This is a genomic window from Streptomyces radiopugnans, assembly GCF_900110735.1.
GTDB lineage: Bacteria > Actinomycetota > Actinomycetes > Streptomycetales > Streptomycetaceae > Streptomyces > Streptomyces radiopugnans.
In genome coordinates, this window is record NZ_FOET01000019.1 from 90027 (window position 1) to 116720 (window position 26694).

Below are 26694 nucleotides of genomic sequence, written 5' to 3' on the forward strand. Positions count from 1 at the left end.
GGCACGCAGCCGGCGTGCGCGGGCCGGCCGTCGGCCACCTGACGATCGGCGGTGCCGCGCCGAGGGCCCGAAGCGGACGGCGGTACGCGCCGTGGCCGCCGCCGCGGTCGGCCGGCAGCACATCCGGGCGGTGCCGTGCCGAGTTCTCGGGCCATCGAGCCGTCGGGCCATCGGACCCGGACTGTTCCGGTCACCCGGAAGGCCTTCTCGCGATGAACTCCGGCGACTCCTCGCACGGCCTTGTTCGCCCCTATGCGCGGTGACCCCTCCCGAGGGGGGGAAGCCGGTCCGGCGGCTTTCGTAGATCACACACCGTGATGTACCTGTGATGTCAACGGCAGGCTACGTGCGAGTAACCTGACGTCGTCCGAAGCACACCGGCCTGCTTCCGACGCGGGACGCGCGCTCCCTGAAACCTCCCACACAGCAGCCCCCACCGCTTGCCCGACAGGAGTCCAGATGCGCCTGCGTCATGTCCTGCCCTCACTGTGCGCCCTGTTGGCCGCCGTGCTGGTCGTACCGCTCACCTCGACCGCCGCACAGGCCAACGCCTCCGAGCCCGTCGTCTTCGTGCACGGCTTCGCCGGCAAGAGCGGCCAGTTCTCCACGATGACCGGCAACTTCAGGGCGAACGGCTACTCCGACGACCAGCTGCACGTCTTCGGATACGACTCGTTCCGCTCCAACGCCACCACCGCGGGCCGACTGTCCGACTACATCGACGGAGTCCTGAAGCAGACCGGCGCGAACAAGGTCGACATCGTCACCCACTCGATGGGCGGCCTCTCCTCGCGCTACTACATCAAGAACCTCGGCGGCGCCGGCCGGGTCGACGACTGGGTGTCGATCGGCGGGCCGAACCACGGGACCGCGATCGCCGGATTCTGCGACCTCCTCATCACCTCCTGCAAGGAGATGCGCGCCGGGTCGGACTTCCTGAGGAACCTCAACGCCGGTGACCCCACTCCCGGCAACGTCAGCTACACGACCTTCCGCTCGCCCTGCGACCTCGTCATCAACCCGGTCGGCAGCACGATGCTCGACGGCGCCGACAACCGCCGTACCGCCTGCCTCGGGCACATCGGGATGATCTCGAACACCGGGGTCATCAACGCCGTGCGCGACGTCGTCTCCTAAGGCCGTACGCCGCACCGCGGTCGGCCCGCTCCGAAGCCGAACCGGCCTCGGAGCGGGCCGACACGCCGACAGGCGGCTTACCCCAGAGCCGTCCGCGTGTGCCGCGGTGGGAAGGACCCGCACGATCCGTGGTCGTCGAGGGGTTGCCGTCCACGGCCGGGAGGCGGGCGCGGTAGCCGGGGGGGGCGGTCGTGGCGAGCGGGGTGAGGCCGGCGGCCAGCAGAGCGGCCGCGGCGGTGGTGACGCGTATGCGCATGGAGGATGTCCCAGGCTGTGCGGGGCGGTTGACACCCCCAAGACCACTGTCGGGGGGCGATGGCTGTGGCCGCGCCCTCGACCGCTGGTGTCGGCGTCCAGGTGCCGGACGCGTCGTCGCTCTTCTCTTCGGGACCGTCTTCGGTCTTCCGCGCCGGATACGAGCCGTACCCACCGATCGGCAGGTACGGCTCGATGAACTTCTGCTCCACGTGGGCCGGTTGCGCACGTGTCATGCAAGGTGGCCCATACCGGATCGAGGATCAGCGCGAGGTGAGGACCCTCTCACCGGTCACGACGGTCACGACCCGGTAAGCGTCCTAGAAGGCCGACACCCAGTAGGGTTCGAGCGCCATGGTGCCGTTGCCCCGCGCGCCCCTGAACGAACCCGCGCTGCTGCGGGCGAGGGTGTACCAGGAGTCCACGTAGTCGGGGTCGTCGGTCCACCAGTCGTCGGGCATGGCGTCCAGCACGGCGTTGACCAGCGGGACGTAGGCTCCCATGTCGATGATGGTGAGCAGGGCGTCGGCCAGGGCCTTGGCGAGCGACCGGTAGTTGGTGCTGCCGTCCTCCTCCATCATCACGACGTCGGCGAGGTTGTACTTGTAGTACGACCAGTTCACCAGGATCTGGTTGGGGTAATAGGTCCTGCCGTCCTCGTCGAGATACGGCATGTCGACCGGATCGACGCGCACTTTGCCGTCCTGGCCGAAGCCGGTCACCAGCGAGAAGATCTCGGCATCGCCCTTGACCCAGGGCTCCTCGTCGTCGGACAGCCTCACGGAGGTGATGCGGCTTGTCCAGAAACCGTCGCTCGCGGCGCTCGCCGAGTCCACCGGGCCGGCCGTGGAGAGGCTGTTCCGGGCGAGTTCCTCGCGAAGGACGGCCATGCCCGCGGTGACGGCCCGCTCGGCGTCGACACCGACCACGTAGACGGGGCGCTCGGGGAGCCGGTGCGCGTCCAGCGCGTGGGCGCGGCCCGCGCTGTCGTAGGCGGTGACAGTGGTGGCGCCGTCGTCGGCGGGGGCGGCCGCCACCAGCGGCTCGGCCCCGGCCCTGAGCGCCTCGCGCATCGACTCGTCGGCGAGGCGGAGTTGCAGCAGGGGGCCGGCCTTCGTGCCGAGCCCCTTGGCCTCCGCCAGTTCCCGGTCGGCATCGGCGACCACCGACCCGAAGCCCTTCGCGGCCTGCGAGGGGTCCTTCCCCACGAGGTCACCGAGACCGACCTCGTCCGAGGTGAGCGCTGCTTCCCGGACCCGGGTCCGCCAGGCGGAGTCGGAGAGGGTCGCCGCGAGCGAGCGGGCGGCGCCGTCCTCGATCGCGGCGACGGTCCCGGAGGCCCGGGCGGTGTCGGGTGGCGCGGAGGCCGAGGCGACTCCCTGAAGGGTGCCGAGGCCGAAGGCGAGGAGGGTGGCGCATACGACTGAGGTTCTGAACCGGTGTCTGATCACGCGGGTCTCCTGCGGAGAAGCGTAGGCGGATGCGGTCAGGAGCGGGTACACGGGCGCGGACGGCTCCTCCTCTATGCGGGTAGAAACCGCCGCGCCGCCCAGAATGACGCTGACATGCCAACGTCACAAGGGGTGTGATCAGGACACCCGGAGTCCTGCCCCGGGGTTTCCAGGGGCGCTGCGGGCATCCACCGGAACCACCCGCCGCCCGGCGCTTCCGGTCTCGGGCGTGGGAGCGTCCGGACCCGTGCCGTCCGTGCCGTCTGCCGGGAGGGGAGGCTTCGCCCCTCGGTGAGCGCCAGGCCGTGCTCCGGGGCCCGCCGGGTACGGGTACCGCTCCACTCGCGGAAGTCCTCTGCCGGCTCGGCCGGGAAGCAGGGAAGACGCCAGGGCCGTTACCGCCGGGCCCTCACCACGGTCTCGTCCTGTACCGCTTCGCCACCACGGGGGACGACGTCCTGACCCGCCGGCCGGCCGCCGGCCGCGGCTGTGGCGGCTGTGGCCAGTGGGTCGCGCACCGGGCGGCCGAGGATGCCGGCGAGGTCGGGGCCGGTGCCGTCCAGGAAGCCGTGCCGGATGCCGGTCGCGATCGAGACGAGCATGGGTGGCTGGAACGGCAGCAGTTCCGGCATCGCGTCGAGTCTGCGCCGGTACTCGCCAAGGCCGATGGTCCGGTGCGGGACGCCGAGCCTGCCGGCGACCTGTGCCGCCGTGACCGGCGTGCCGGTCAGGTCGTAGGTGCGCCCGCCGTGCGGTGCCGGGTCCGCCGCGATGACCGCCGCGGCCTCGGCGAGGTCCGCGCGGGCGACCGCGGCCAGGGCGCCGTCGCCGAACGCGGACTCCAGCGCGCCGTCGGCCCACATCAGCAGGCCGCCGAAGAGTTCGGCGTACAGGCCGTTGCGCAGGATCGTCCACGGCAGGCCGCAGGCGCGTACGAGCCGTTCGGTCGCGCGGTGCGCCAGTGCGAAACCGAGATGGTCGCCGGCGCCGGTCAGGCTTGTGTAGAGGACGTGCCGGACGCCGTCCCGGGCTGCGGCGTCCAGGGCGGCCGCGTGCCGCCCGATGACCCGGTCGTCCTCGGCGTAGCCGGCGGAGACCAGCACCAGGGTCGATACGCCGGCGAGGTCGATGCCCGCGGGATCGTCGAAGTCGAGCGGCCGCATTCCGTCGCGTGGGGCGCGGCTGCCGCCTGTCGCGTTCGCGCCGCGGGCGCGCAGCGCCGCGAGCGTGGCCGAGCCGAGGTTTCCGTTCGCTCCGGTCACCAGGATCATGTCGGTCACAGTCCTCCGCCGTGGTTCTCTTCGGTAACTACGATCGATCCTGATCGGCCCGTGTACCGGCCACAAGGAGGCAGTTCGATGTCACCCACGCACACCGGGGTAACCACCGCGCCCGCCGACCTCGCCCCCTGCGGGCAGGAGGACCATCCGGACTGCGGGATCCGTGACGTCCTGGACCGCATCGGGGACAAGTGGTCGGTACTCGTGATCGTCGAACTCGCCGGCGGGCCGCGCCGCTTCCGGCAGTTGCAGCGCGCGATCGACGGCATCTCCCAGCGCATGCTCACCCTCACCGTGCGCAGGCTGGAACGCGACGGACTCGTCCTGCGCACCGTGTACCCGACCGTCCCGGCCCAGGTCGACTACCGCCTGACCGAGACCGGGGCCGGCCTGACCCACCTGGTCAAGGCGCTGGCCGACTGGTCCCTCACACACCGCGCCGCCATCGCCGAGGCACGGCACCGCTACGACCAGGCCCACCCCGGCCACGACATCCGGTGACGGGGAACGCCGGCGCCTCACACCGAGCGTGCCGGCGGTGATGGGCCCAGGACAGCCCCGCGGACACCGCCGCCGACCTCGCACCGCTGATCCTGCGCATCGGCCGCCGCGACCGGGGCGCCTTCGGCGCCGAACTGCTCGAGGAGGTCCTGAGCGGGGCACCCCGCGGGCGGATCACCGCCCTGTCCGCCCATCACGACCCCACGGTACGGCGGTTCGTATACCGGCTGGCCGTCGACCACCACCTCCTCCGTTCCGTGGAACTGGCCCGCGCGGCCGCCCGGGACGGTGACGCGGTGGTCCAGGATCTGTGCGCCACCGCGGCGCTCGCGGCCCTGCCTGACGAGGAGAGCGCCTACGACGAGGTGCTCGCGCTACTGCTGGGCGCGCGCAGCCCGCGCACCCGCTCGGCCGGGGTCACCGCGCTGCGGCGAGCGGGAAGGCCCGGTCAGGCGGAGCCCTTCCTCGGCGACCGGTCCGCCCTGGTGCGCGCCTGCGCCCGGTACGTGGTGCGCCAGTGCGGAGGCGACCCGGAACCCTGGTACCGCAGGCGCTGCGCGGCACCGGATGACCCCGGCCTGCCGCCCGGGGCGGTCATCGGGCTGGCCGAATGCGGAAACCGCGCGGACGCCGCCCTGCTGTCACCACTGCTCGCGCACCCGGTGGCCGCGGTACGGGCGCAGGCGGTCGCCGGGCTGCGGGCGCTGGACCTCGCGGACGCGGAACGGCTGCGGCCACTGCTCGACGACCCGTCCCCCGCCGTCGTCCGTGAGACGGCCACGGCCCTGCTGCCGTCGGCGAGGGGACTGCCCGCCGACTGGCTGCTGAAGCGCACCGAGCCCGAGCGGCCACGGCATGTACGGGTCGCCGCTTTCCGGCTCCTGACCGCGTACGGCGGGGTCGTGGCACTGAGGGCGGCGGTCGGGCTGCTGAAGGACCCGGACGTGAAACTGCGCACCTGGGCCGGGCAGTCCGTGCAGCGCTGGCACCCGGGAGCGGACACCCGGCGCGGCGACGCGGAAGTGGGCGAGCTGCTCGACCGTGGCCGGCACCTGTTCAGCGGCTACGTGCTGCGACGCCGCAAGTGGGAAGCCGGGCTGGACGGCTGAGTCCGGCCGGGGGCACGTCCTGGGACGGTCGGCAGGGCCACCTGTGGGCAGTGGACGAACAGTGTCCCCGCGACGGGCGCTGCCCCGGGCTCCTGAGACGGGAACGGCCGGCGGACCACGAACGGCGAAGGGCTCCGGCGTCCGGCCGTGCCGGCCACCTGGTCGCCGCGCTCCGCATCGGCACCGCGGCTTGTCCGGACCGGGGGCCGATGTCCCGACCGCTGCGCTGCTCCGTCCAGCTCCTCCGCGACCCGCACAACGCGCCCGCGATGGCCGGGCGCTGTGGTAGGAGTCGCATGGCGCCCGGGCCTCGACATCGGCAGGCGGCACCTCCTGTCTGCCGAGAGGGACCGGGACGGGGCCGGATCGGTTCGCCGTCCTGCCAGCACGGCAACACACCAAGCTCCGGACGTTTTCCGAATCGGAGGATGACCATGTTCCGCCACCACCCGACCCGAGGCCGCCGCACGGCCGGCCTCCTCGCGGCAGCGTTAGCAACCCTGTCGGCCGGCCTGACCGCGGTTGCGCCCGCTCACCCGGTCCACGCCGACACCGCCACCCTGGGCGAACTGGCCGAGGCCAAGGGCCGTTACTTCGGCTCCGCCACGGACAACCCCGAACTGCCCGACACTCAGTACACGCAGATCCTGGGCAGCGAGTTCAGCCAGATCACCGTCGGCAACACCATGAAGTGGCAGTACACCGAGCCGTCTCGGGGCCGGTTCGACTACACCGCCGCCGAGGAGATAGTCGACCTGGCCGAGTCCAACGGCCAGTCGGTGCGCGGACACACCCTGGTGTGGCACAACCAGCTGCCGAGCTGGGTCGACGACGTGCCGGCCGGTGAGCTCCTCGGGGTCATGCGCGACCACATCACCCACGAGGTCGACCACTTCAAGGGGCGACTGATCCACTGGGACGTGGTCAACGAGGCGTTCGAGGAGGACGGCAGCCGCCGGCAGTCGGTCTTCCAGCAGAAGATCGGCGACAGTTACATCGCCGAGGCCTTCAAGGCCGCCCGCGCCGCCGATCCGGACGTCAAGCTCTACTACAACGACTACAACATCGAAGGCATCGGCCCCAAGAGCGATGCCGTCTACGAGATGGTGAAGTCCTTCAAGGCCCAGGGCATCCCCATCGACGGCGTCGGCATGCAGGCACATCTGATCGCCGGCCAGGTCCCGGCAAGCCTGCAGGAGAACATCCGGCGCTTCGCCGACCTGGGCGTCGACGTCGCCCTCACCGAACTCGACATCCGCATGACCCTGCCGCGCACCGCTGCCAAGGATGCCCAGCAGGCCACCGACTACGGCGCCGTGGTCGAGGCATGCCTGGCGGTCTCCCGGTGCGTCGGCATCACCGTCTGGGACTACACCGACAAGTACTCCTGGGTCCCCTCCGTCTTCCCGGGCCAGGGTGCCGCCCTGCCATGGGACGAGGACTTCGCCAAGAAGCCCGCCTATCACGCCATCGCCGCCGCGCTCAACGGCGGCAGCCCCGCCCCCGGTGGCAACTGCACCGCTACCTACCGCGTCACCAGCCAGTGGCAGGGCGGCTTCACCGCCGAGATCACCGTCGGGAACGACCACACCGCGCCGATTACCGGCTGGACCGTCACCTGGACGCTGTCCAGTGGCCAGTCCATCAGCCACATGTGGAACGGAAACCTCACCGTCAACGGACAGGACGTCACCGTCCGCAACGTCGGCTACAACGGCACCCTCGGCGGCAACGGAAGCACCACCTTCGGCTTCCAGGGCGAAGGCGTGGCCGGCACTCCGGCGGACGTGACCTGTACCCCCGGCCGGCCGTCCGGGACTTCGGCGTAGTCGGTCGGCGTCCGCCGGCGCCGGCGAGGGCGCCGCGCCGGCCGTACGGGTCGCCTGGGCGAGGCTCTGGCCGGCTTGGTCGCACAGGGATCCGGGTTCTGTCTCTCCGATCACGCTGGTCGTCCCGTGGCTCCGCCACCACGATGGGCCCCTGGAGGCATCGCCTCCAGGGGCCTCGGGATCATCGCTGTGGGCGGTCCGGCCTCGTGATCGTGAACCGGGCCGTGTTCCCCTCCGGGGCCGCGCTCTGTTATCGCACGGGCCGGATGGGGGCACGCTGACGAGGGCCGACGGCGGCCACGTTCATCAACCTCCCCACCCCGAGATGTGCGGAGTCCCTGATGCCAGGGTCACGGTCCCGGCGAAGGAGAACCACCAGCACCATGGCAGCACCCCGTAAACACCCCGACGAACTCCGCGAGCGCGCGATCCGTGAGGTCCGCGCCACGGGCCGGCCGATCACTCACGTCGCGGAGGACCTGACCGCCCGGCTTGCCCGGTCTGCGGCATGACGTCCCGGGTTCAACCTCGGTGGTGGCCTGCCGAATGACACTCTGCGGCCCGGAAGATAGGGTCGGCCATGGCCAATTCGGGAAAGGTGCACTGGTTGGTATGACGCAGTGGACTTCTGCGGTTGGCTCCACGCGACTCGCGTGGCTGATCGGCTCCCAGCAGGACCGCCCCGCCAGTGCCCGCCGCCCGCCCGCCTACCGTGCGCTGGCCGACGGCATCCGGCTCCTGGTGCTCGAAGGCCGCTTGCCGGTGGCGGCACGGTTACCCGCCGAGCGGGAACTGGCCCAGGCGCTGAACGTCAGCCGCACCACCGTCGCCGCCGCCTACGAGGCGCTGCGCAGCGACGGCTTCCTGGAGTCCCGCAGGGGGGCGGGGAGTTGGATCACCGTACCTGCGGGCAATCCGCTGCCCGCGCGCGGGCTGGAACCGCTGCCGCCCGAAGCGCCCGGCTTCGTGATCGATCTCGGGTGCGCGGCGCTGCCCGCGCCCGAGCCCTGGCTCACCCGCTCGGTGCAGGGCGCGCTCGAAGAACTCCCGCCCTACGCCCGGACACACGGTGACCATCCGGCCGGACTGCCCGTGCTGCGGCAGATGCTCGCCGACCGCTACACCGAGCGCGGCATCCCGACCCTGCCCGAGCAGATCATGGTCACCACCGGTGCCATGGGCGCGATCGACGCGATCTGCCGCCTCTTCGCGGGCCGTGCCGAGCGCATCGCCGTCGAGTCACCCTCGTACGCCAACATCCTCCGGCTCATGCGCGAGACGGGCGCCCGGCTGGTGCCCGTCTCGATGGCCGAGGGGCCGGCGGGCTGGGACATGGACCGCTGGCTCCGGATCCTGCGGGAGTCGGCGCCCCGCCTCGCCTATGTCGTCGCGGACTTCCACAACCCGACCGGCGCTCTGCCCGGCGACGACCAGCGCCGCCGCCTCGTGGACGCCGCACGTTCGGCAGGCACCGTGCTCGTCGCCGACGAGTCGATGTCGGAGCTGCGACTCGAACCCGGCCTTGAGATGCCGCGTCCGGTGTGTTCGTTCGACCCGGCGGGCTCCACCGTCATCACCGTCGGCTCGGCGAGCAAGGCCTTCTGGGCGGGTATGCGCATCGGCTGGGTACGCGCCGCGCCCGAGGTGGTCCGCAGTCTCGTGGCGGCTCGCGCCCACGCCGACCTGGGCACACCCGTACTGGAACAGCTCGCGGTCGACTGGCTTCTGAGGACAGGCGGTTGGGAGAAGGGCGTGGAGATCTGCAGGACACGTGCCAAGGACAACCGCGACACCCTCGTCGCAGCGGTGCGCCGGGAACTGCCCGACTGGGAGTTCGAGGTGCCCGGTGGTGGCCTGACGCTGTGGGCACGCGTGGGCGGGCTCTCCGGGGCGCGCCTGGCCGAGGTGGGCGAACGGCTCGGGGTGCGGGTGCCGTCCGGGCCGCGCTTCGGCCTGGACGGGGCCTTCGAGGGCCATGTGCGCCTGCCGTTCACGGTGGGCGACCCGCTGGCGGACGAAGCGGTGGCCCGTCTCGCGGCCGCGGCCCGTCTGGTGCGGTCCGGCGCGGGCGCGGACGCGGGTACGGAGCCGGCGGAGGTATTCGTGGCGTGAAGGCATCGTTGCGAGACCCGGAATCGCCGTTCTCCAGCCACAAGTGGCTGGAAGCGACAAGATTTGGTTGACACTCGGACCGGCCAATGCTTGAGTGCACATCGAGGCCGGGGCATTCCCTTGAATAGCTGGGACCAGACTGCAGCCTCAAAAGACGCATACGGCCGCAGGGGGAGGAGAGAGGGTACATTCCTTCTCCAGCGTCGATTCGATGCACTACTGGTTCCCGCTCTGCAGTATCGCCCATTTCTTCCGCCCAAGCGAAAAAGATTCAGAGGGAAGCCTTGTCAGCCAGGTCAGTTTCCACGAGATCGTACGGTCCAGCCGGCCTGGTCGTGATCGCGATGATCAGCGTCCAGTCCGGCGCTGCGGTCTCGACTTGGATGTTCGACGAGATCGGCCCGATGGGCACCGCATTCACGCGTCTCGCCTGGGCCGCTGTCTTCCTTTTGCTCTGGGCTCGTCCCCGGTTGCGCGGGCGCGAGCCCGGGGATCTGCGGGTCGCCGCCACGCTCGGCGCCATGAGCGCGGCGATGACCATCTTCTACTTCCTTGCGGTGGACCGGATTCCGCTGGGCGTCGCGAGTTCCCTTGAATTCCTCGGACCTCTCGGCGTGGCGATCTTCGGGTTGCGCCGCCGGCGACTCGACCTGCTCTGGCCCGCCCTTGCCGCCGTCGGCGTACTGGCCCTGGCCCGCCCCTGGGAGGGCTCCGCGGATCTGGTCGGGCTGCTGTTCGGCGCACTGTCCGGGGCGTGTCTCGGCGGCTATGTCGTCTTCACCCAGAAGGTCGGCGACCGGTTCGCCGGCGTCGACGGGCTCGCCCTGTCCCTGACGGTCGCAGCGCTGTGCGCGGCACCGTTCGGCCTCCCCCAGGCAGTGGGCCACTTCAGCATCACGGTGGTGGTGGGAGCCGCCGCGGCCGCGCTGCTGCTGCCGGTCCTGCCGTACGTACTGGAGTTGGTCGCCCTGCGCAGACTGACCACTGCGGCGATGGGCACCCTGATGAGTTTCGAGCCGGGCATCGCGGCCGTCGTCGGCCTCGTCCTCCTCAGCCAGTCGATGACGCTGCTGCAGTGTTTCGGCCTCCTGTGCGTGGTCCTGGCGAGCCTCGGGGCCGTACGGCGCGGCAGCCGTCCGGAACTCGCACCCGAGCCGCTCGGCGCCCCCGCGGGCGTCGAATCGGCCCGCAGTTAGCCGCCGGATGCGGAAGGTCCGCACCCGTTTCCACCGTTGTCCGTTCCGGTTCGATCCTTCTCTTTCGGGGCGCTCGCTCTGCCGCGCGCCCATGGCACTGCACGCCCCTTTGACAATCGGGGTCCATGGCTGCCGATGAGCCGGCCCCCTATATGACAACCGCCTCCGCTCATTCCCTCCGATGCGATTCGACGAACAGGAAAACGGCGTTCATCCTGAGGGTCTGAACAGCTCGCGAGGTGGTGGACCTCGGCCGGCATCGGCTGTCACCGCGATGCGCCGAGGAGCACGAAAGAATCCACACTGTCGTGCAATGGAAGGGACTCACATGTCACGCGAGCGTCTCGAGAAGCTGGCCGCCGAGGGAATGGAGCGGCTCTTCGAGAAGGTTCCGAAGGCCCGGGAATTCCACGCGGCCGAGTGGACCGACCCGGACTACTACCGCCGCCACCTGGTCGAGACCGTACTGCGCATCCGGCTCAACAACGAGGTGGACGCCTACGGCCTTTACAAGGTGGGCTACAAGGACCACCGTCTGGCCGCGACCCTTGCCAGGTACCTCTCGGAGGAGAACAACCACGAGGGAATGTTCCTCAGGGACCTGAAGGAATTCGGCCTCAGCAAGGAAGACGTGGACGCGACGCGTCCGTTCCCCTCGACCGAGTACCTGATCGGGTACATGTACTTCTCCATCAACCAGGAGGGCCCGCTCCCGACCACCGTCTGGAACTGGTTCGTCGAGTGGTACTCGGACCGCTACAACCCCGCCATCACCAAGCACGCGGCCGAGGTGTACGGCCTGGAGAAGGTCAAGGGCTCCCAGGCCCACATCGACTACGACGAGTCCCACGACCACGACGAGCTGATGTGGTCCACGGTGGACCGCGCCATCAAGGGCTGGGGTTCCCTCGAGGACGCGGAGCGGCACCTGGTCAACTTCACCGACCTGATAGCGCTCTACTTCACCGAGCTCTACGAGACCACGGTGGGCAGCAAGGACTGAACCTGCCCGTGCCCACCCGCACACCCGCGTGAAGCCCTCCGACCGTAAGGATTCGTAGTGCCCGATGCGACCGTCCTGATAATCGAACCGGAGTCATCCGGAATCGACCTCATCCCGGCAGCGCTCGGGCTTGGCTTCGGCGTCCACGTGGTTGACCGCCGGGCCGTCCACGAGCTGCCGTCCGCGGTGCGTGACGCCGTCGCCGCGGGGAAGGCAGCCCACCTCCGGGTGGACACGCGGTCAGCCGGGGCGGTGGCCGACGCGGCCGCCGCCCTGGCCCGGCGGACCGAAGTCGCCGCGGTGGTAGCAGCGTTCGAGTACGCCGTGCCCGTCGCCTCCGCGGTGGCGGAACGCCTCGGCCTGCCGGGAATCACCCCCCGTTCGGCCGAACTCCTGCGCGACAAACGCAAGATGAAGCAGGCACTGTCAGTCGCCGGCGTACGCGTGGCGCACGGCGTCTCGCTGGCCGCGGAGCGGGCCGATGACAAGGCGCTCCGGCATGTGGCCCGCAGGGTGGGCTTCCCCGCGGTCGTCAAGCCCGTCAACGGCTGCGGAAGCCTCAGGGTCCGCCGTGTCGAGGGATTGGGGGAGTTACGCAACCAGGTGGAGCTGTCCCGGCGCGACCCCATCGACGACATGGGCGTCAGTCTCGGGAACCTGCTGCTCGTCGAGGCGTACGTGACGGGCCCCGAGGTGAGCGTCGAAGGATACGTGGCGGACGGCACCGTCCGGATCGTGGCAGTGACCGAGAAGCAACTCGGCCCGGAGCCGCACTTCGTGGAGATCGGCCATGTCGTGGACGCCGGACTCGAACCGGGGGTGCGGGCCGACGTGGAGCGTGTCGCCCGGGCCGCGGTCGAGGCCCTCGGCACGCACGTGGGGGCGTTCCACCTGGAGGCGCGGCTGACGCCCACCGGCCCGGTCGTGATCGAGGTGGCCGCGCGCCTGGGAGGCGACCGCATCCAGGAGCTGGTCTCGGCCGCGTACGGATTCGACCTGCCGCGAGCGATGATCGAGGCCCTGGCCGGACTCCCCGTGACCCCACCGGATCCGGACCTCCGGCCGCGGTTCGCCGGTGTGCGCTTCTTCACGGTCCCGTTCCCGGCCGTCCTGCGCGATCCGGCGCAGCTCGCAGGGCGCGTGTCCGCGGTGGCCGGGTGCCGCAACGTCTCGGTCAGCCACGGGGAGGGCGCGCTCCTGCAGCCCGCCACCGACTTCCGCGACCGCTTCGGCCACGCCGTCCTCGTCGCGGACGACCGGCCGGCGCTGGACACCGCGCTGGCCCGAGTGGACACACACGTCGCGCAGTCCGTGGGGAGCGCCGTCGCATGCATATCCTGATCATCAACCGCTACAGCGACGACTTCGCCGATTACGGCCGGTACCTCGACCACACCCGCCACCGGGTCAGCTACGTGACGATCGCCGACCACGTCCCGATGATCCCGCCGGGCACCGGTCATGTCGAGGTCGTCGAGGACGTCCGCGACGCCGACTCCGTGGTGGCGGCCGCGAGCCGCTGCCACGTCGCGGCGGGCACACTCCAGGCGGTGCTCGCGCCCTCCGAGTTCGACCTCCTCACAGCCGCCCTCGTCCGGGAGAAACTCGGGGTGCCGGGCCCCGACACCGAGGCCACCTCGCTGTTCCGCGACAAGGTGCGGATGAAGGCGGCGCTGTCCGCGGAGGGAGTGCGCGTCCCCCGGTTCCGCGCGGTCCGCTCCCCGGAGGACGTCGTCGCGTTCGCGGCCGAACACCCCGGTCCCGTGGTCGCCAAGCCCAGGGGCGGCGCGGCTTCCGTCGGCTGCTTCATCATCGCCGAGGGCAAGGACCCCCGGCGCGTGCTGGCCGGCCGGGACCTCTCCGACTACGAGGTGGAGGAGTTCGTCGAAGGGCCGATCTGGCACGTGGACGGGCTCCGCTACCGGGGCGAGGACATCTTCACGCTGAGCTCCCGCTACCTGGACACCTGCCATGGGTTCTCCCAGGGGCGCTGGCTGGGCTCGGCTGCCCAGGGAGGCCCCGAGGCCGCGGCCGTCTCCCGCTTCGCGGCCCGCTGCCTCGACGCCCTCGGCCTGACCGACGGCCCGTACCACCTCGAGGTCATCGAGCACCGTGACGGTCTGGTGTTCCTGGAGGTCGGCGCGCGAGTGGGCGGCGGCGAGATCCCGTTCGTCGTCCGGGACGTCTACGCCGTGGACCTGTTCGCGGACTGGTTCCGGATCGCGCTCGGGGAGCCGCCCGCGGTTCCGCCGACGGCGGCCGGGGGCGCGGTGCGGGAGTACGCGGGCTTCCTGATGCTGCCCGAGCCGGTCGGCTCCACTCTGCTGTCCCGCACCTCCCTCCTCGGGCAGATCCCCCACCTGTACGCGGAGGACCTTCCGGAGCCGGGGCACGTGTTCTCCGGCGACGGCGGCTACGAGAGCATCCTGGGCCGCTTCCGCTTCCGCGCCTCCTCTCCGCAGGAGGTCGAAGAGGCCATCCGCCGTACGGTGGACGCGTACCGCTACGAGCTCTCGGTGTAGCGCTCCTTCCCCGCGACGGGCCGAACCCGCGGCCTCGGGGCGATCGAGGTCAGGGCGGGTCGCCCCGGGGGCTCGGCCGGTGGGTGATCCAGCGGGCCGTCGCGCGGGCGCCGCACCCGCTCGATGCTCATGCGGCGGCGGCCGGGATGCTGGGAGCTCGGCCGGGGAAGAGGCGGGCGCTCACGGCGCGGCGCTTCCGCTGCTGTCAAAGAACGCGCGGGCGAAGTGGTCGGTAGCCTGTCGCCGGGCCTGTTCGGCCTTGTCCAGGACGGCCGAGGCGCCGATGCGGCCGGGTCGCCGCCGGCGCGGGAGGCGTTCCTCCATGCCCACCTCGGGCCGGAGCGGGTAGAGCACGACCCCCTCGGCGAAGGCGTGCGGCGAGAACTCGAAGCCGATCTGGTCGACGAGGGTGCGGCGGTCGCCGGAGTGCGGTGCCCAAGAAGCACCTCCTCGATCGGGAAACATGCTCTCTTCCCACCGTCGGCCCACCGCTGTGGGAGTGTTCCCCGGGCCCGGCGCTCTCGTCATGGCCGCCTGGACGGCAGTGCACACCGATTACCGGAAGAACGTCCGGCCGCCGCGCAACTCCGGATCGCCCTGCCGCCCCGCCCCGACGAGCCGTCCTCAGCACGTCGGCGGCTACGTACCGTCGGCTGCGTCGAGCCCGACGTCTCCTTTCACACCGAGGCCTGGGGCCGGAAGTGTCCGGTGATCGTGCGGCTGCGGGAGAACGTGTGGGTGGGGGCCCCGGACGGAGTCTGCGGGAGAGCTCACCCCGTTCCTCCGCTTCGATGCCGATATCCGCCGCGTCGTCTGCACCGTCAACGCGCATGAGCCCGGATCCCACCGGCCGGGGTCAAGCCCGCTGGACCATGCGCTGGAAGACCGCGCTGAACGCCTTCGACACCACCTTCGACGGCCGACTCTCCGCAGCCTGCCACCAACCCCGACCGCCCCCGTCGCACCGCTCGATCGACAGTCCCGGGAACGACCTCCGACGCGCAGGTGATGTTGGATCTTTCTTCGGGTTTGTCTGTGTGTGGGGGCGGTTGGGGGTGTGGTGGTTGTTCAGTGGTGTTGGAGGGTGACGGCGTGGGGGGTGTGGTGGGGGAGGGCGAGGGCCGCGATCCAGGGGTGGGGGAGGGGGAGGGTGTCCACGCGCCAGGTGGTGGGGGTGCCGGTGGCGTTGGTGGTGATGTGGGCGGGGCCGGGGGCCCAGAAGCGGGTTTCCAGTTGGTTCAGGTCGGAGCCGATGCCGACTCCGGTGGCTTTCAGGACGGCTTCCTTGCGGGTCCAGCAGCGGAGGAATGCCGTGCTGCGGGCGGTGCCCGGTGGTTGGGCGAGCAGTGCGTGCCGTTCGGCGGGGGTGGTGGTGGTGTCGGCGAGTTCGTCGGTGCGTACCTGGCGGACCGCCTCGACATCGACGCCGACGGGGAAGGGGGAGACGGCCAGCAGGCCGAGGCCGGTGGTGTGGGAGATGCTGATCCACCGGTCGGTGGCGGGGCGGTGGATCGCGGGTGGGCCGTGCTGCCGGCTGTGGCACTTGGGGCAAGGGTTCCGACCAATTGTTATCGAGCCGGTCGGCACTTGAAGAAATTCGGACAATATGCGACGCACTGCTGCTCGGCAGGTAATGAACTCGTTGGCCGCGGCGGCGGATTTCATTTGGTCTGCACGACTGCGTTCTGCGGTGTCGAGAATGGCGATATCGGTCCTGCTTGATCCTTTGGGTGACACTTTCCACCACCACACGTGAGTGGTGGTGGCGTGGCGATTGGGCGTCAAAGGGGTTGCGGGGCCGGGAGGCCGTATGTGTCCTGTAGGCACCGGGTCACCGTAGGTTCCCACGTTAGAAAGGGGCGGGGGTCGGCCGTCGGGTGTCCGCTAGCGGACACCTATGTCACATTCGGTGACGCCCTGTGCGCATAGAGTCGCGCATATGGAATCGGAACAACTGATTCCGTTACCTGGCTTGCATCTTGCTGACAGCGCGGGAGGGGGAAAGGTCGAATATTGGTGAAGAGTTGTGGTTCTCTGCATTTGATTTCGGCCATACTGCGAGGCGATCTCACTGACTGAGACGTAACGTGCGGGTCACTGTCCGGGGGGCAAGTCGTCATGCGTTCGGTGCGGAGTATTTGCTTTTTCAATAAGCGCCGGGCGGATCGACGGTGGCCGCCTGAGTCGCCCGGCTGAGGTACCGGGGCTGAGACGCGCGAAAGGGCACGCAGGCTTTGAACGATCATGGGGGGAATCACACGTGGCAGGTACTGCATTCGATCTTCCAGGTGTCGGCGGACTGGAGGGGAGCGCTGCCCAGAGCCACGCCGCTCACCTGGAACAGACGCTGTTGCAGGCTCGTGCACTGATCGAGTCCACGGTCTCCCTGCACCGCCGGCGTCCGGCCGCGGTGTCGGGGGTGATGCGGACCGACGGCGCGGTGACCGCCGAGACCCTGGAGCGGCTCGTGCTGCGGGCCCGGCGCTCGGTGAGCGTGACGCTCACCGGCTGCGCCGTGTTCGCCGAGGCTGTCCTGAGGAGCCTGGAACAGGTGCCGAGCGGAGTGGTCGTGCGCGTCCTGTGCACTCCCGCCGCCGTCGACGTGGTGCTCAACCGGTCCCGCCGCCTGTCGGCGGTCCGGGTGTTCCGGCACGAGCTGAACGGACTGGTGGTGGTCGACGGCACGCTGGCGTTCTTGCGGTCCGCCTCCGGCGGGGAGGGGGGCGGCCGGGCGGCGATCGTCACCGACACCACGGCGGTCAGCGCTCTGGAGCTGCTCTACGCGAGCGCGTGGTCGCGCGGGCGCAGGTTCCTCGGCCACACGGAACTGAGCCCCCGGCTGCGCACCGAGTTCACGCGCCGCATCCTGGAGCGGCTGCGGGCCGGGCACACCGACGCCGCCGCCGCGCGTGACCTGCAGGTGTCGCTGCGTACCTACCGGCGGCATGTCGCCGAGATCATGCGGGAACTCGACGCGTCCTCCCGTTTCCAGGCCGGCGTGCGAGCGGTCGAGTTGGGGTTGCTGCCGCAGGAGCGGCAATCCGCCGTGTGACGCGGTGCGGCCGGTGTGAAGTAACCGTGAGAACGAACTGCCGACGGTGATTGTGGGGTCACAGCGTGTGCAGACGTCCCGGGGACGAGTTCGAGTACGCCCTTCTACAGGTCAGGGAGCTGATCGAGTCGACCATGGTCATCCATCGCGACCGCAGCCGGCGGGAGCAGCTCATCACGGCGGTCACCGGGGGCTACGGGAAAATCATGCGTGTCGCCCGTGAGCTGATCGAGAGTGCCGAGGAGAGCGTCGATGTCCTGCACTCCCGGGCACCGGGCCCCGGCGAGCAGCTGGAGGGCTTCGGATGGATGGAGAACGGTCTGTTGCAGTACGCGCGGGACACGGTCCCGACACGGCTGCTGGTCAGTCCGGAGCTGATCGAGAAGTCCCTGCTGCGCCGGCGGCCGGACCGGGGCGGGCCGGCGGCGGTCCGGGTGGCCCGGTTGCCGCCGTTGGAGGTGTTGACCACGGATGGCACCGCCGCCCTGGTGGTGGCCGGGTCCGCGGCCGGCCGCCGGGCCTCCCTCATCAAGGCCCCCGAGGTGCTGCAGGTCCTGCACACCCTGTTCGAGAGCATCTGGTGCAGCTCGGTGCCCGTCGGCGAGCGCATCGCCTTCGGCGACCGTGACAGGGCACTGCTGATCCGGCAGATCCTCTGCGCCCTGCGGGCCGGGGTCACCGACGAGGTCGCCGCCCGCGAGCTGACGGTCTCCGTGCGGACCTACCGGCGCTACGTCGCGGAGATCATGACGCTGCTCGGGGCCAGCTCACGCTTCCAGGCGGGGGTCCGGGCCGCGGAGCTGGGGCTGCTCCCGCCCACGACGGGGCCCGGGCAGGGCGGTGATCCCGGCCCGTGAAGCGGCCTGGCAGCTTCATGAAACGGGCGTTGCCCCTCTCCCGCGCCGCACAGTTGGATGAAGCCGGGGACGGAGTTCCGGTTCGAGGGCTTTCCCGTCCCCGGCGGCCCGCCACCCCCCCCGCAGGCCGCCGGTACGCGGGGACCCGCACGCCTCGGCCCTGGCACCGGCGGGTCCCCGTTGCCCCGGTGCATTTCCGTGCGGAAGGCGGATCCATGACTCAGCGGCCGGTCGGCCTGGTGTTTCCCGGTCCGGGGAGGCCGAGGCAGGCGGTGGGCGGGTTCCGGCGCGGCCCCCTGTCCCGGGATGCGACCGCGGGGATCTCCCAGTCCACCGGGGAGGACCTCCCCGAACCGCCGCTCCGCACCCCGGCCGGACGGCTCCGGCGCGTCGGCCTGGCGCGGCTCTCGGTGCGCGCCGGCGCGGTGACCGCCCCTTGCGGGGCGGTGCGGTGCGGGGCGACCGGCAGGCCCGTGGCCGCCTGCGCGGGCCGCCGCCCGGGCGGGTACACCGCCCTCGCCGCCGGGGCGCTCGCCGTCGGGCCGCGGGACACGGTGTTGGCCCTCCGGCGCCGGCCGGGGGTGACCAACGCCGCCGCGCGGCCGTACGGCGGCGGCCGGACCGGGGCCGCAGCCCGCCGGCTCACCTCGCCGACGGGCCGGGAGCAGAGCGTGCGCGCCCACACCGGCCCCCTCGGCTGCCGCCGCCCGGTCGCACCGGAGCCGGACGGCGGCAGCCGGGCGGGACTGATCCGCCGGACCGCCCAGGACATCGAAGCGGTGTCCGGGGACGGCCCCGGCGCCCTGGACTGACGACCATCCCGCGCGGGGAGGAGAGCGGAACACCATGCCACCTGGCACCGACCACATCCGGCTGTGTCCTCACGCCGTTTCGGCGCCGCTGCGCAGGCGGCTGCCGGGCCGCCGGGCGGTGGCGTGCGTCGACGGCGGCGGCCTTTGCCGCAGACCTGCGGCGGTCCGGCGATGACCACGGCGGCCCGGGAGTGGGTCAGCGGGGTCGGCGTGCTCGACAAGGCGTCCGTACTGCTGGAGATCGTCGAGCAGGCCCCGGCGCCGTTGAGCGAACTGGTCTCCCGCAGCGGCCTCGCCCGTCCCACCGTGTACCGGATCGCGGTGGCGCTGGAACGGCTCGGACTGCTCACCCGCGACTGCCGCGGACGGTTCGTCCTCGGCCCCAGGTTCGGCGCCCTGGCGGTGCAGGCGCGCTACGACCGGCTGGTCCGGGCGGCGGCTCCGGTGCTGGCCGAACTGCACGCCGCGACCGGGCTGGAAGCACGCATCGTGCGGCGCCGCGGGAGGGTGCAGGTCTGCGTCGCGACCTCCGCGGACGGTGTGGCCGGACCCGTCGGCGCCGATAAGGCGCCGGTGGGCACGGCCAGACCCGTCACCGCTGGTGCGGTCGCCCTGGTGCTGCTCGCCTGGGAGGAGCCCGAGGAGATCTACCACGGGCTGCGCGGCGCCCGGTTCACCGCCGGCCAGCTCTCCCAGGTGCGTCGCCGCGGCTGGGCCAGGGGAGCCGACGTCATGGTGCCCGGCGAGGTCGCGTACGCCGTGCCCGTGCGCGGCGGGGACGGCCGGGTGGTCGCCGCGCTGTCAGTGTCGGGTACGCCGGGCCGGATGGGCCTGGTCCCCAGCCGGCGGCTCGGCGCGGCCATGTTCGACTCGGCTGCCGAACTGGGGGACGCGCTGCAGCGGGCCCGCACCGCACCGGCCGCCCCGCGCGCACCGGCCGCGCCGAGGGGGCGATGACGGCGGTGGCCACCCGCCGCGACCGCCGCGGGCAGGGCCCGCCGGTGTCCGGCCGCGACCGGACACCGGCGCCCTCACCGCTGCGGTTTGGTGATCGTGAAGAGCACCCGCAGCACCAGCACCGTACTGACCAGCAGCAGGTTGTAACCGAAGACGTCGAACAGCCTCAGTGAGTCGGAGATGCGAGGGCCACCCTCGGCGGCCAGCAGCAGCATGCCCAGGACCCCGGTCAGTCCGCCGAGGAAGGCGAGCAGCACGTCACGGACGATGCCCCGTATGAAGCGTCGGTCCCGCTCGTCCGCGAGCAGCCGTACGTTGACGCTGAGCCTGCCGTGCTCGAGCGCGCTGCTGATGCGCTCCGCCCGGCGCGGCAGCCGCAGCAGCATCGGCAGCACGGCGGCGGCCTCGTCCGCCAGGGACCGGCTCAGGTGCTGGGGGGAGAGTCTGCGGGTGAGCTCGCGGGAGGCGAAGGAACGTGCCTCCTCGACGATGTCGAATCCCGGCATGAGCCGGTTCAAGGAGCCCTCCACGGTGGTCAGCGCGCGGAAGGCCGCGGCCACCTCGGGCGGCACGGTGAGTCCGTACTGGGCCACGATCACGAACAGGTCGGTGAACATCTCGTGGCTCGGGGGAGCGCCCGAGGTCAGGTGGCGGGCCGTGAAGCGGCCCAGCGCGCGCTTGAAGCGCTCCTCGTCGATCTCCTCGGGGCGCTCGACCAGTTCCAGCAGGGCGTCGGACATCGCCAGCGGATCGCCGCGGTCGATCGCCATGAGCAGGTTGCGCAGGCTGGAGCGGAGCATCTGGTCGATCCGGCCCAGAGAGCCGAAGTCCACCAGGCCCAGCCTGCCGTCCTCCAGGACCAGGATGTTCCCGGGATGGGGGTCGGCGTGGAAGACGCCCTCGGACATGATCTGCCCCAGCAGGCAGCCGAGCAGGTCACGGGCGAGTTCCCCGCGGTCCAGGCCGCGCGCGTCGATGACGGCGTCGGCCCGGTTCAGGGTGACCCCGTCGAGCCACTCGACGACCAGCACCCGCTCGCTGCACAGTTCCTGGTGGACCCGGGGGAACCGCACGCGCGGCGCGATGTCGAAGCTCTGGTCCTCCGTGCTCTGCTGCGCTCCGCCGCCGGCCCCGCCCGCGGGCCCGGTGTCCCCCGACGGGGCGGCGTTCGCGGCCACGGCCACGGTGTTGCGGGCCTCGGTGCGGAAGTCCAGTTCCTCGTGGAGCGAATCGGCGAACCCCTGCACCAGTTCACGGGAGCCGACGGTCCGGCCCCACTGGGTGTGCCGCTCCAGCATGTCGCTGATCCGGAAGAGGATGTCCAGGTCGCGCTCCACGATCTGCCGGGCGCCCGGCCGCTGCACCTTGACGGCCACCGCCTGGCCGCCGCGCAGCCGGGCCCGGTGCACCTGGGCCATGGAGCCGGCTGCCAGCGGTTCGGGGTCGAACTCCGCGAACACCTCCACCGGCGAGGCTCCCAGCTCCTCGGCCAGCACCCGCTCGATGTCGGGCCAGGGTTCAGGGGCGACCTCGTGCTGCAACGAGCTCAGCTCGTCGACGAACACGTCGGGCAGCAGGTCGTAACGGGAGGAGAGCACCTGGCCCAGCTTGACGAAGGTGGCTCCCGCCTCCTCCAGCGCCAGCCGCAGGGACCGGGCCAGTTCCGCCTGCTCCTGCGGGCTCTTGCCGGCGCGTCGGGGCCGGCCGGTCAGGAAGCGCCGCAGCCCGTGCCGCACGGCGATTCTGCTGAGTTGCGTGTAGCGCCGGCTGCGCGCCAGCCTGCGGCGCACCGCACCGGGCCAGCGGACCACGCCGCGCACCGACCCGCTGGGGACCACGGCCTCGGAGAGCGCCAGGAAGATCATGGCGGCGATCAGAGCCGCGCCGAGCTGCACGGTCACCAGCGGGGCGCGGCTCGCCGCGGAACCCATCGGGGTGCCGACCACTCCTGCGGCCAGCAGTCCCACGCACCCGGTGAGAAGGGCGCGGACCCTGCCGATTCGCAGTCCGAGCAGTCTGCGGGCCACGACAGCCATGATCATCGGGCCGAGCAGAGCGCCGGCCGCGGCTATCAGGAGAACGGCGACTGGTTTCACCCCGCTGATCGTAGGAGCTGTTCCGTGCCGTCGGACGACACGATCACAAGATGCCCGGCGCCCCTCCGCGAAGAGGAGCGCCGCCCGGCCCCCGGGGGCCGGGCGGCAATCCCGTCCGTCACCCGTGCCGGGCGAGGGCGGGCTCCCGCGCCGGAGCCTCCTCCGGCTCGGCGTCCGGCGTGACGCGGCCGGGCCACCACGTCCGGTGACCGAGCAGGGTCGTCACGGCGGGCACCAGCAGCAGGGCCATCACGAAGGCGGTGAGCAGGATGCCGAAGGCCACGGCGAAGCCCATCTGCTGAAGCATGGAGTTCTGGGCCAGCAGCAGGACGCCGAAGGTGCCCGCGAGGATGGCGGCCGCCGTGCCGATGGTCGACGCCGAGTGGGTGATCGCCTGGCGGACGGCCTGCGCCGGGGCGTTACCGCGCTTGACCTCCTCGCGCAGCCGGGCCACCACCAGGATGTTGTAGTCGGTGCCGATCGCGACGACGAACAGGTAGACGATCACGGGCAGCGTGAAGGGCAGACCGGCCTCGCCCATGAGGTTCTGGAAGAGCCAGACGGTGGATCCCAGCGTCGCGGCGAAGCCCAGGCCGACCGCGAGCATCAGGTACCAGGGGGCGACGACGCTGCGCAGCAGCAGCCCGAGGATCACCATGATCGCGATTCCGGCGGCCGGGAAGACCACGGAGTAGTCGCGGTGGGTGGCGTGCTGAATGTCGGCGAGCACCGCCGAGGTGCCGCCGACCAGGACTCGGGTGCCCTCCGGCGCGGCCTGGTGGGCGGCGTCGCGCAGCGGTCCGGAGACCACGTCGATGGCCTGGGTGCTGTCCGGCTTGTGCTCGAGCACCACACCGAACCGGGCGACGCTGCCCTCGGGGCTGAAGACCGCGGGTGTGACCTGCCCGAGACCGGCCGCGGACAGCTCCCTCTCGTAGGCGAGGACCTGGCTCCGCTCCAGCTTGCCGCCGTCCTCCGCCTCCAGGAACACCTGGGTCGGGTCGGTCTGGCCGGCCGAGAAGCCGCGCTCGAGCGTCTCCGCCGCCTGTACCGACTCCAGGTTCTTCGGCAGCGAACCGGCGTTGTCGAAGACTGTGGTGAGGTTGAGGACGCCCGCGGCCAGCACGGCCAGCAGACCGCCGGAGGCGGCGGCGACGAGAGCGGGGCGGCGCGCGGTGAGGGAGGCGGTCCGGGCGGCGAGCCCGTGCCGCGGTTCCCTGCGCCATGCCTTGGACGGCCAGAACGCCTTGGTGCCCAGCAGCGAGAAGACCGCGGGCACCAGAGTCAGTGCGGCCAGCAGGGTGACGGCGACCGAGATCGCCAGGGCGGGCCCCATGGCCCGCAGCATGCCCAGGGAGGACAGCAGCAGGGCGAGGAAGGCGGCGATCACGGCGCCGGCGGCCGAGGCGATGGTCTCCCCGACCCGGGCGACGGCCTCGCCCATGGCCTCCTTCGGCTCCTGCCCCAGGCGCAGGAACTCCCGGTAGCGGAAGAGCAGGAACAGGATGTAGTCGGTGCCGACACCGAACAGCACCACGATCAGGATGGACCCGATCGAGGCGTCCGCCTGGAACCCGCCGAACTCGGCGGCGGTGGAGATCAGCCCGGTGGCCACCACGAAGACCAGGGTGATGACCAGGACCGGCAGGATCGCGATCAGCGGGCTGCGGAAGATCGCGGCCAGCAACACGACGATCAGCACCAGGGTCGCCATCATGATCATGGCGTCGGTGTCACCCGAGGACTCCAGGGTGTCCAGCGTGGTCGCCGAGGCTCCGGTGATCCCCATGTGCAGGGAGGTGCCCTTCAAAAGGGGCTTGGCCTCCTCCCGCATCTGCTTGATCGAATCAAGCAGATCGGCATTGTAGGGGTCCTTGGTGGTCGCGACGATGCCCGCCAGGGCGATCTCGCGGTTGGGGGAGACGGCCTGCGCGCTGGTCTCCACCTTCTTGATCTTGTCCAGTCCAGCCTTCTCCAGACCGGCGGCGACCTTCTGCACGTCCGCCAGGTCCTCCCCGGTCAGCTTGCCGCCGTCGTCACGGCGGAAGACCATGACGGAGGCAGGCTGCTCCTGCTGCGGGAAAGCACGTCCCTGGAGTTCCCCGGCCCGCACCGACTCGTAGTGCGAGGGGAGGAATTCGGCCTGGTCGCTGACCGGTTTCAGGGGCGGAGCCAGAGCTGCCGTGCCCATCGCCGCGATCACCCACACCAATATGGTCAGCCAAGGATGTCTGACGGCGACCCGTCCGACCCGTCCGAACATGGGGGGAGGCTCCTTCGAAAGGGGGTTCATAAGGCGGACCGATTGTCTTCCGCGTGCGTCCGTCGCCGTCGGCTCCCAGCGGCATCTGGCATCAAGTTGCCGTTCGCCGCCGGCAGGCCGCCCCGCCCCTCCCGCCGGAGCGCGGCCGGCGGGAGCGCCCCCGGGAAGCGACCGCGGCGGCTGCCCCGGCCGAACCCTCACCGCCCGCGGGCCGATCCGGCCGGCGCCTGCCGAATTCCCGCAAACCGTGCCGCCGGAACGAAGTCGGCGGTAAATCATCGGGATCTCCTCGGCCGCCGCGCTTCCACGGCATGGTGACGGAAGGTGAAAAATCCCGCCCGAAGCTTCCGGATCAAAAGGAAAACCGGTGCCGGGCAAACAGTTCACGGGGCTCGCCGTTCGTTTCCCTCGGCGTGCCCGGTGCCGCCACCGGATTCCGGAGAGCCCCGCGGCAGCGGACGGTCCCCGGCGTGCGCGCACCTCCGGTCCGGCCCCGGCCAAGCGAGCCGGTGCCGCGTCGCCGCCACGCCCGCGCGACCCGGGGGACGGGCGTGCGCGCCCGGCCCCGGAGACGTCCGGCGCCTTGGGGGCGCTCCCCGGTCGGACCCGGCGGCACGCGGCCGGGGCGAGGACTGCGGGCCGGACGGCCGGACGCGGGAATTACCGCCGCCCATGTCGTTCTCCGTTTCACCGTTCCCCCCGATTCTCCGTTTCCGGACTTCGAACCTCGCGGCATCGGGGCGGACGGTGGCACCTTCATGCCAGGCCGGTTGTCGCTCGTTTGGCGGACTGCGAGGATCACGGCCGAAGGCAACCGACCGCGATTTCCGTCCCGCAGGCCCGACAGGATGAGTTTCCTCGTGACCGCAAAGCAGTTGTACGAGGCTCCGCTGCCCGCTTCACCGGACGGCCGTCTGTCGTATTCCTCCGTGCTCCTGAGCCGGCTCGGTCCGAACCGGCCGGACTTCGAGGCCCGTCTGGGCCGGGCGCTGGCCGCTGCCGAAAGGCGGCTCCAGGCCTGCTCCCGCGACGCCTCCGATCCCAGGGCGGCGGAACTCACCGGGCATCTGACGGCCACGGGCGGCAAGCGGCTGCGAACGCTCCTGGCGCTGCTCGCCGCGGAGTTCGGGGACCCGTCGCGGGAGGGCGTCGTCCAGGCGGCCGTCGTCGCCGAACTCGTCCACGTCGCCTCGCTCTACCACGACGACGTGGTGGACCGGGCCGCCACCCGCCACGGTGCCTCCACCGCCAACGTCCTGTGGGGCAACCGGATGGCCGTCCTGGGCGGGGACTGGCTGCTGGCCAGGGCCGCCCGGCTCGCCGCCGACCTGGTGCCCGGGGCGTTCAGCCTCAACGCCGACACGGCGAACAGGCTGATCGCGGGCCAACTGCGCGAACTCGCCGGGCCCGCGCCGGGGGAGGACCCCGTCGAGCACTACCTCCAGGTGACGGCCGGCAAGACCGCCGCGCTGCTGGCCATGGCCCTGGGGGTCGGCGCCCTCCAGGCCGGCGCGCCCGAAGCGGTCGCAGACATCCTCATCGAGTACGGCGAACAGCTCGGCATCGCGTTCCAGATCGCCGACGACCTGCTGGACCTCTCCTCCCCCGATGCCTTCACCGGCAAGGAGCGGGGCCAGGACCTGCTCGCCGGAGTCCCCAGCCTCCCGGTGCTGCTCGCCCGGGAGGACACCGACCCGCGCGACGCCGAACTGCGCGAACTGATCGAGGCCGGATCCGCTGCCGGAGCCGACTGGCACCTGCGAGTCCTCGAACTCTTCCCCTCCTCGCGGGCCACCGCCCGTGCCGAGGCGATCATGCACCAGCGGCTGGCCAGGGCGAAGGGGGCGCTTGAGTCCCTGCCACCGCTGCCTGCGCGCCGCACACTCGACGCCCTCTGCGACTTCGTGGCCTTCCGTACCGGCTGAGAGGAACAGGGAGTTGGCCATGCCGCAGGAGACAGCCCCTCGAACCGAACGGGCAGCCACGCACCACAGGGCCGCGGAACTCGCCCGCAGGCGCCGGGAGGTGCTCCAGGGCGACCCGAAGGCCACCGAGGCTCAGCACGCCAAGGGCAAGCTGACCGCGCGTGAGCGGATCGAACTGCTGCTGGACGAGGGGTCGTTCCAGGAGGTGGAGCCGCTGCGGCGGCACCGCGCCACCGGTTTCGGCCTGGAGGACCGCAGGCCGTACACCGACGGGGTGGTCACCGGCTGGGGGACGGTCGAGGGCCGTACCGTCTTCGTCTACGCCCACGACTTCCGC

The 26694-nt window shown here is 71.4% G+C and carries 21 protein-coding genes and 2 pseudogenes; 16 read left to right on the forward strand and 7 right to left on the reverse strand.

Translation table 11 applies throughout. The annotated features are described in order from the left end of the window. Nucleotides 1-459 precede the first annotated feature (459 nt). A complete protein-coding gene (locus BMY40_RS24855) occupies nucleotides 460-1137 on the forward strand; it encodes an esterase/lipase family protein (RefSeq protein ID WP_093663024.1) in 678 nt (225 codons plus the stop codon). A 575-nt stretch (nucleotides 1138-1712) separates the two neighbouring features. On the opposite strand, the gene BMY40_RS24860 is transcribed toward BMY40_RS24855, so the two are convergent. Then, complete coding sequence (locus tag BMY40_RS24860; protein WP_093663046.1) at nucleotides 1713-2843, reverse strand: DUF3103 family protein; 1131 nt, start codon at nucleotides 2841-2843, stop codon at nucleotides 1713-1715. A 395-nt stretch (nucleotides 2844-3238) separates the two neighbouring features. Further along, the gene (locus BMY40_RS24865) at nucleotides 3239-4114 is read right to left on the reverse strand and encodes an NAD(P)H-binding protein (protein ID WP_093663047.1); all 876 of its coding nucleotides are present in this window, start codon (nucleotides 4112-4114) and stop codon (nucleotides 3239-3241) included. Nucleotides 4115-4201: 87 nt separating this feature from the next. Here BMY40_RS24865 and BMY40_RS24870 point away from each other — a divergent pair, with 87 nt between their 5' ends. From BMY40_RS24870 to BMY40_RS24885, 4 genes and pseudogenes are all read left to right on the forward strand, one after another. Further along, complete coding sequence (locus BMY40_RS24870) at nucleotides 4202-4624, forward strand: winged helix-turn-helix transcriptional regulator (RefSeq protein ID WP_093663025.1); 423 nt, start codon at nucleotides 4202-4204, stop codon at nucleotides 4622-4624. 62 nt (nucleotides 4625-4686) lie between these two features. Then, nucleotides 4687-5733, forward strand: a pseudogene (locus BMY40_RS24875) (HEAT repeat domain-containing protein); the annotation flags it as partial. A 428-nt stretch (nucleotides 5734-6161) separates the two neighbouring features. Beyond that, complete coding sequence (locus tag BMY40_RS24880) at nucleotides 6162-7562, forward strand: glycoside hydrolase family 10 protein (protein ID WP_245770306.1); 1401 nt, start codon at nucleotides 6162-6164, stop codon at nucleotides 7560-7562. 612 nt (nucleotides 7563-8174) lie between these two features. After that, nucleotides 8175-9674, forward strand: a complete 1500-nt coding sequence (locus BMY40_RS24885) for an SCO1417 family PLP biosynthesis transcription factor (RefSeq protein ID WP_093663027.1) — start codon at nucleotides 8175-8177, stop codon at nucleotides 9672-9674. Nucleotides 9675-9945: 271 nt separating this feature from the next. Here the strand turns inward: BMY40_RS24885 and BMY40_RS28320 are convergent, their stop codons facing one another. Then, a complete protein-coding gene (locus BMY40_RS28320) occupies nucleotides 9946-10215 on the reverse strand; it encodes a hypothetical protein (RefSeq protein ID WP_218158317.1) in 270 nt (89 codons plus the stop codon). Here BMY40_RS28320 and BMY40_RS24890 point away from each other — a divergent pair. From BMY40_RS24890 to BMY40_RS24905, 4 genes are all read left to right on the forward strand, one after another. Continuing rightward, nucleotides 10196-10870, forward strand: a complete 675-nt coding sequence (locus BMY40_RS24890; protein ID WP_218158318.1) for an EamA family transporter — start codon at nucleotides 10196-10198, stop codon at nucleotides 10868-10870. The genes BMY40_RS28320 and BMY40_RS24890 overlap by 20 nt on opposite strands. A gap of 328 nt (nucleotides 10871-11198) precedes the next feature. After that, a complete protein-coding gene (locus BMY40_RS24895) occupies nucleotides 11199-11873 on the forward strand; it encodes an iron-containing redox enzyme family protein (RefSeq protein ID WP_093663028.1) in 675 nt (224 codons plus the stop codon). A 57-nt stretch (nucleotides 11874-11930) separates the two neighbouring features. Further along, nucleotides 11931-13214, forward strand: a complete 1284-nt coding sequence (locus BMY40_RS24900; RefSeq protein WP_093663029.1) for an ATP-grasp domain-containing protein — start codon at nucleotides 11931-11933, stop codon at nucleotides 13212-13214. Then, nucleotides 13202-14395: an ATP-grasp domain-containing protein gene (locus BMY40_RS24905; RefSeq protein ID WP_093663030.1), complete on the forward strand. Its 1194-nt coding sequence runs from the start codon at nucleotides 13202-13204 to the stop codon at nucleotides 14393-14395. Before BMY40_RS24900 ends, BMY40_RS24905 begins: the two co-directional genes overlap by 13 nt. 180 nt (nucleotides 14396-14575) lie before the next feature. Here BMY40_RS24905 and BMY40_RS28150 read toward each other — a convergent pair whose 3' ends face one another. Continuing rightward, nucleotides 14576-14860, reverse strand: a complete 285-nt coding sequence (locus BMY40_RS28150; protein ID WP_177214122.1) for a hypothetical protein — start codon at nucleotides 14858-14860, stop codon at nucleotides 14576-14578. Between the two features lie 219 nt (nucleotides 14861-15079). Between BMY40_RS28150 and BMY40_RS29195 the strand changes: the two are divergent. Next, nucleotides 15080-15330, forward strand: a pseudogene (locus tag BMY40_RS29195) (hypothetical protein); the annotation flags it as partial. 133 nt (nucleotides 15331-15463) lie between these two features. Here the strand turns inward: BMY40_RS29195 and BMY40_RS24915 are convergent. After that, nucleotides 15464-15982 carry a 4'-phosphopantetheinyl transferase family protein gene (locus BMY40_RS24915; protein WP_177214123.1) on the reverse strand — a complete coding sequence of 173 codons (519 nt, stop codon included), beginning with the start codon at nucleotides 15980-15982 and terminating at the stop codon, nucleotides 15464-15466. 763 nt (nucleotides 15983-16745) lie between these two features. On the opposite strand from BMY40_RS24915, the gene BMY40_RS24920 reads away from it, so the two are divergent. From BMY40_RS24920 to BMY40_RS24935, 4 genes are all read left to right on the forward strand, one after another. Next, nucleotides 16746-17447 carry a helix-turn-helix transcriptional regulator gene (locus BMY40_RS24920; protein ID WP_245770307.1) on the forward strand — a complete coding sequence of 234 codons (702 nt, stop codon included), beginning with the start codon at nucleotides 16746-16748 and terminating at the stop codon, nucleotides 17445-17447. Nucleotides 17448-17512: 65 nt separating this feature from the next. Further along, nucleotides 17513-18304, forward strand: a complete 792-nt coding sequence (locus BMY40_RS24925; RefSeq protein ID WP_093663032.1) for a LuxR family transcriptional regulator — start codon at nucleotides 17513-17515, stop codon at nucleotides 18302-18304. A gap of 215 nt (nucleotides 18305-18519) precedes the next feature. Beyond that, complete coding sequence (locus tag BMY40_RS24930; RefSeq protein WP_093663033.1) at nucleotides 18520-19116, forward strand: hypothetical protein; 597 nt, start codon at nucleotides 18520-18522, stop codon at nucleotides 19114-19116. 171 nt (nucleotides 19117-19287) lie between these two features. Next, nucleotides 19288-20073 (forward strand): IclR family transcriptional regulator, encoded by a 786-nt coding sequence (locus tag BMY40_RS24935; RefSeq protein ID WP_093663034.1) that lies wholly within the window; start codon nucleotides 19288-19290, stop codon nucleotides 20071-20073. Nucleotides 20074-20147: 74 nt separating this feature from the next. On the opposite strand, the gene BMY40_RS24940 is transcribed toward BMY40_RS24935, so the two are convergent. Both BMY40_RS24940 and BMY40_RS24945 read right to left on the reverse strand, forming a co-directional pair. Beyond that, a complete protein-coding gene (locus tag BMY40_RS24940) occupies nucleotides 20148-22169 on the reverse strand; it encodes an ABC1 kinase family protein (RefSeq protein ID WP_245770308.1) in 2022 nt (673 codons plus the stop codon). Between the two features lie 118 nt (nucleotides 22170-22287). Then, nucleotides 22288-24432, reverse strand: coding sequence for an MMPL family transporter (locus BMY40_RS24945; protein ID WP_093663035.1), 2145 nt, complete (start codon nucleotides 24430-24432; stop codon nucleotides 22288-22290). Nucleotides 24433-25292: 860 nt separating this feature from the next. Here BMY40_RS24945 and BMY40_RS24950 point away from each other — a divergent pair. Together BMY40_RS24950 and BMY40_RS24955 are read left to right on the forward strand one after the other, a co-directional pair. Next, nucleotides 25293-26357 carry a polyprenyl synthetase family protein gene (locus BMY40_RS24950; protein ID WP_245770309.1) on the forward strand — a complete coding sequence of 355 codons (1065 nt, stop codon included), beginning with the start codon at nucleotides 25293-25295 and terminating at the stop codon, nucleotides 26355-26357. Between the two features lie 19 nt (nucleotides 26358-26376). After that, the coding region (locus BMY40_RS24955; RefSeq protein WP_281250800.1) for a carboxyl transferase domain-containing protein at nucleotides 26377-26694 on the forward strand (318 nt) is incomplete at its 3' end.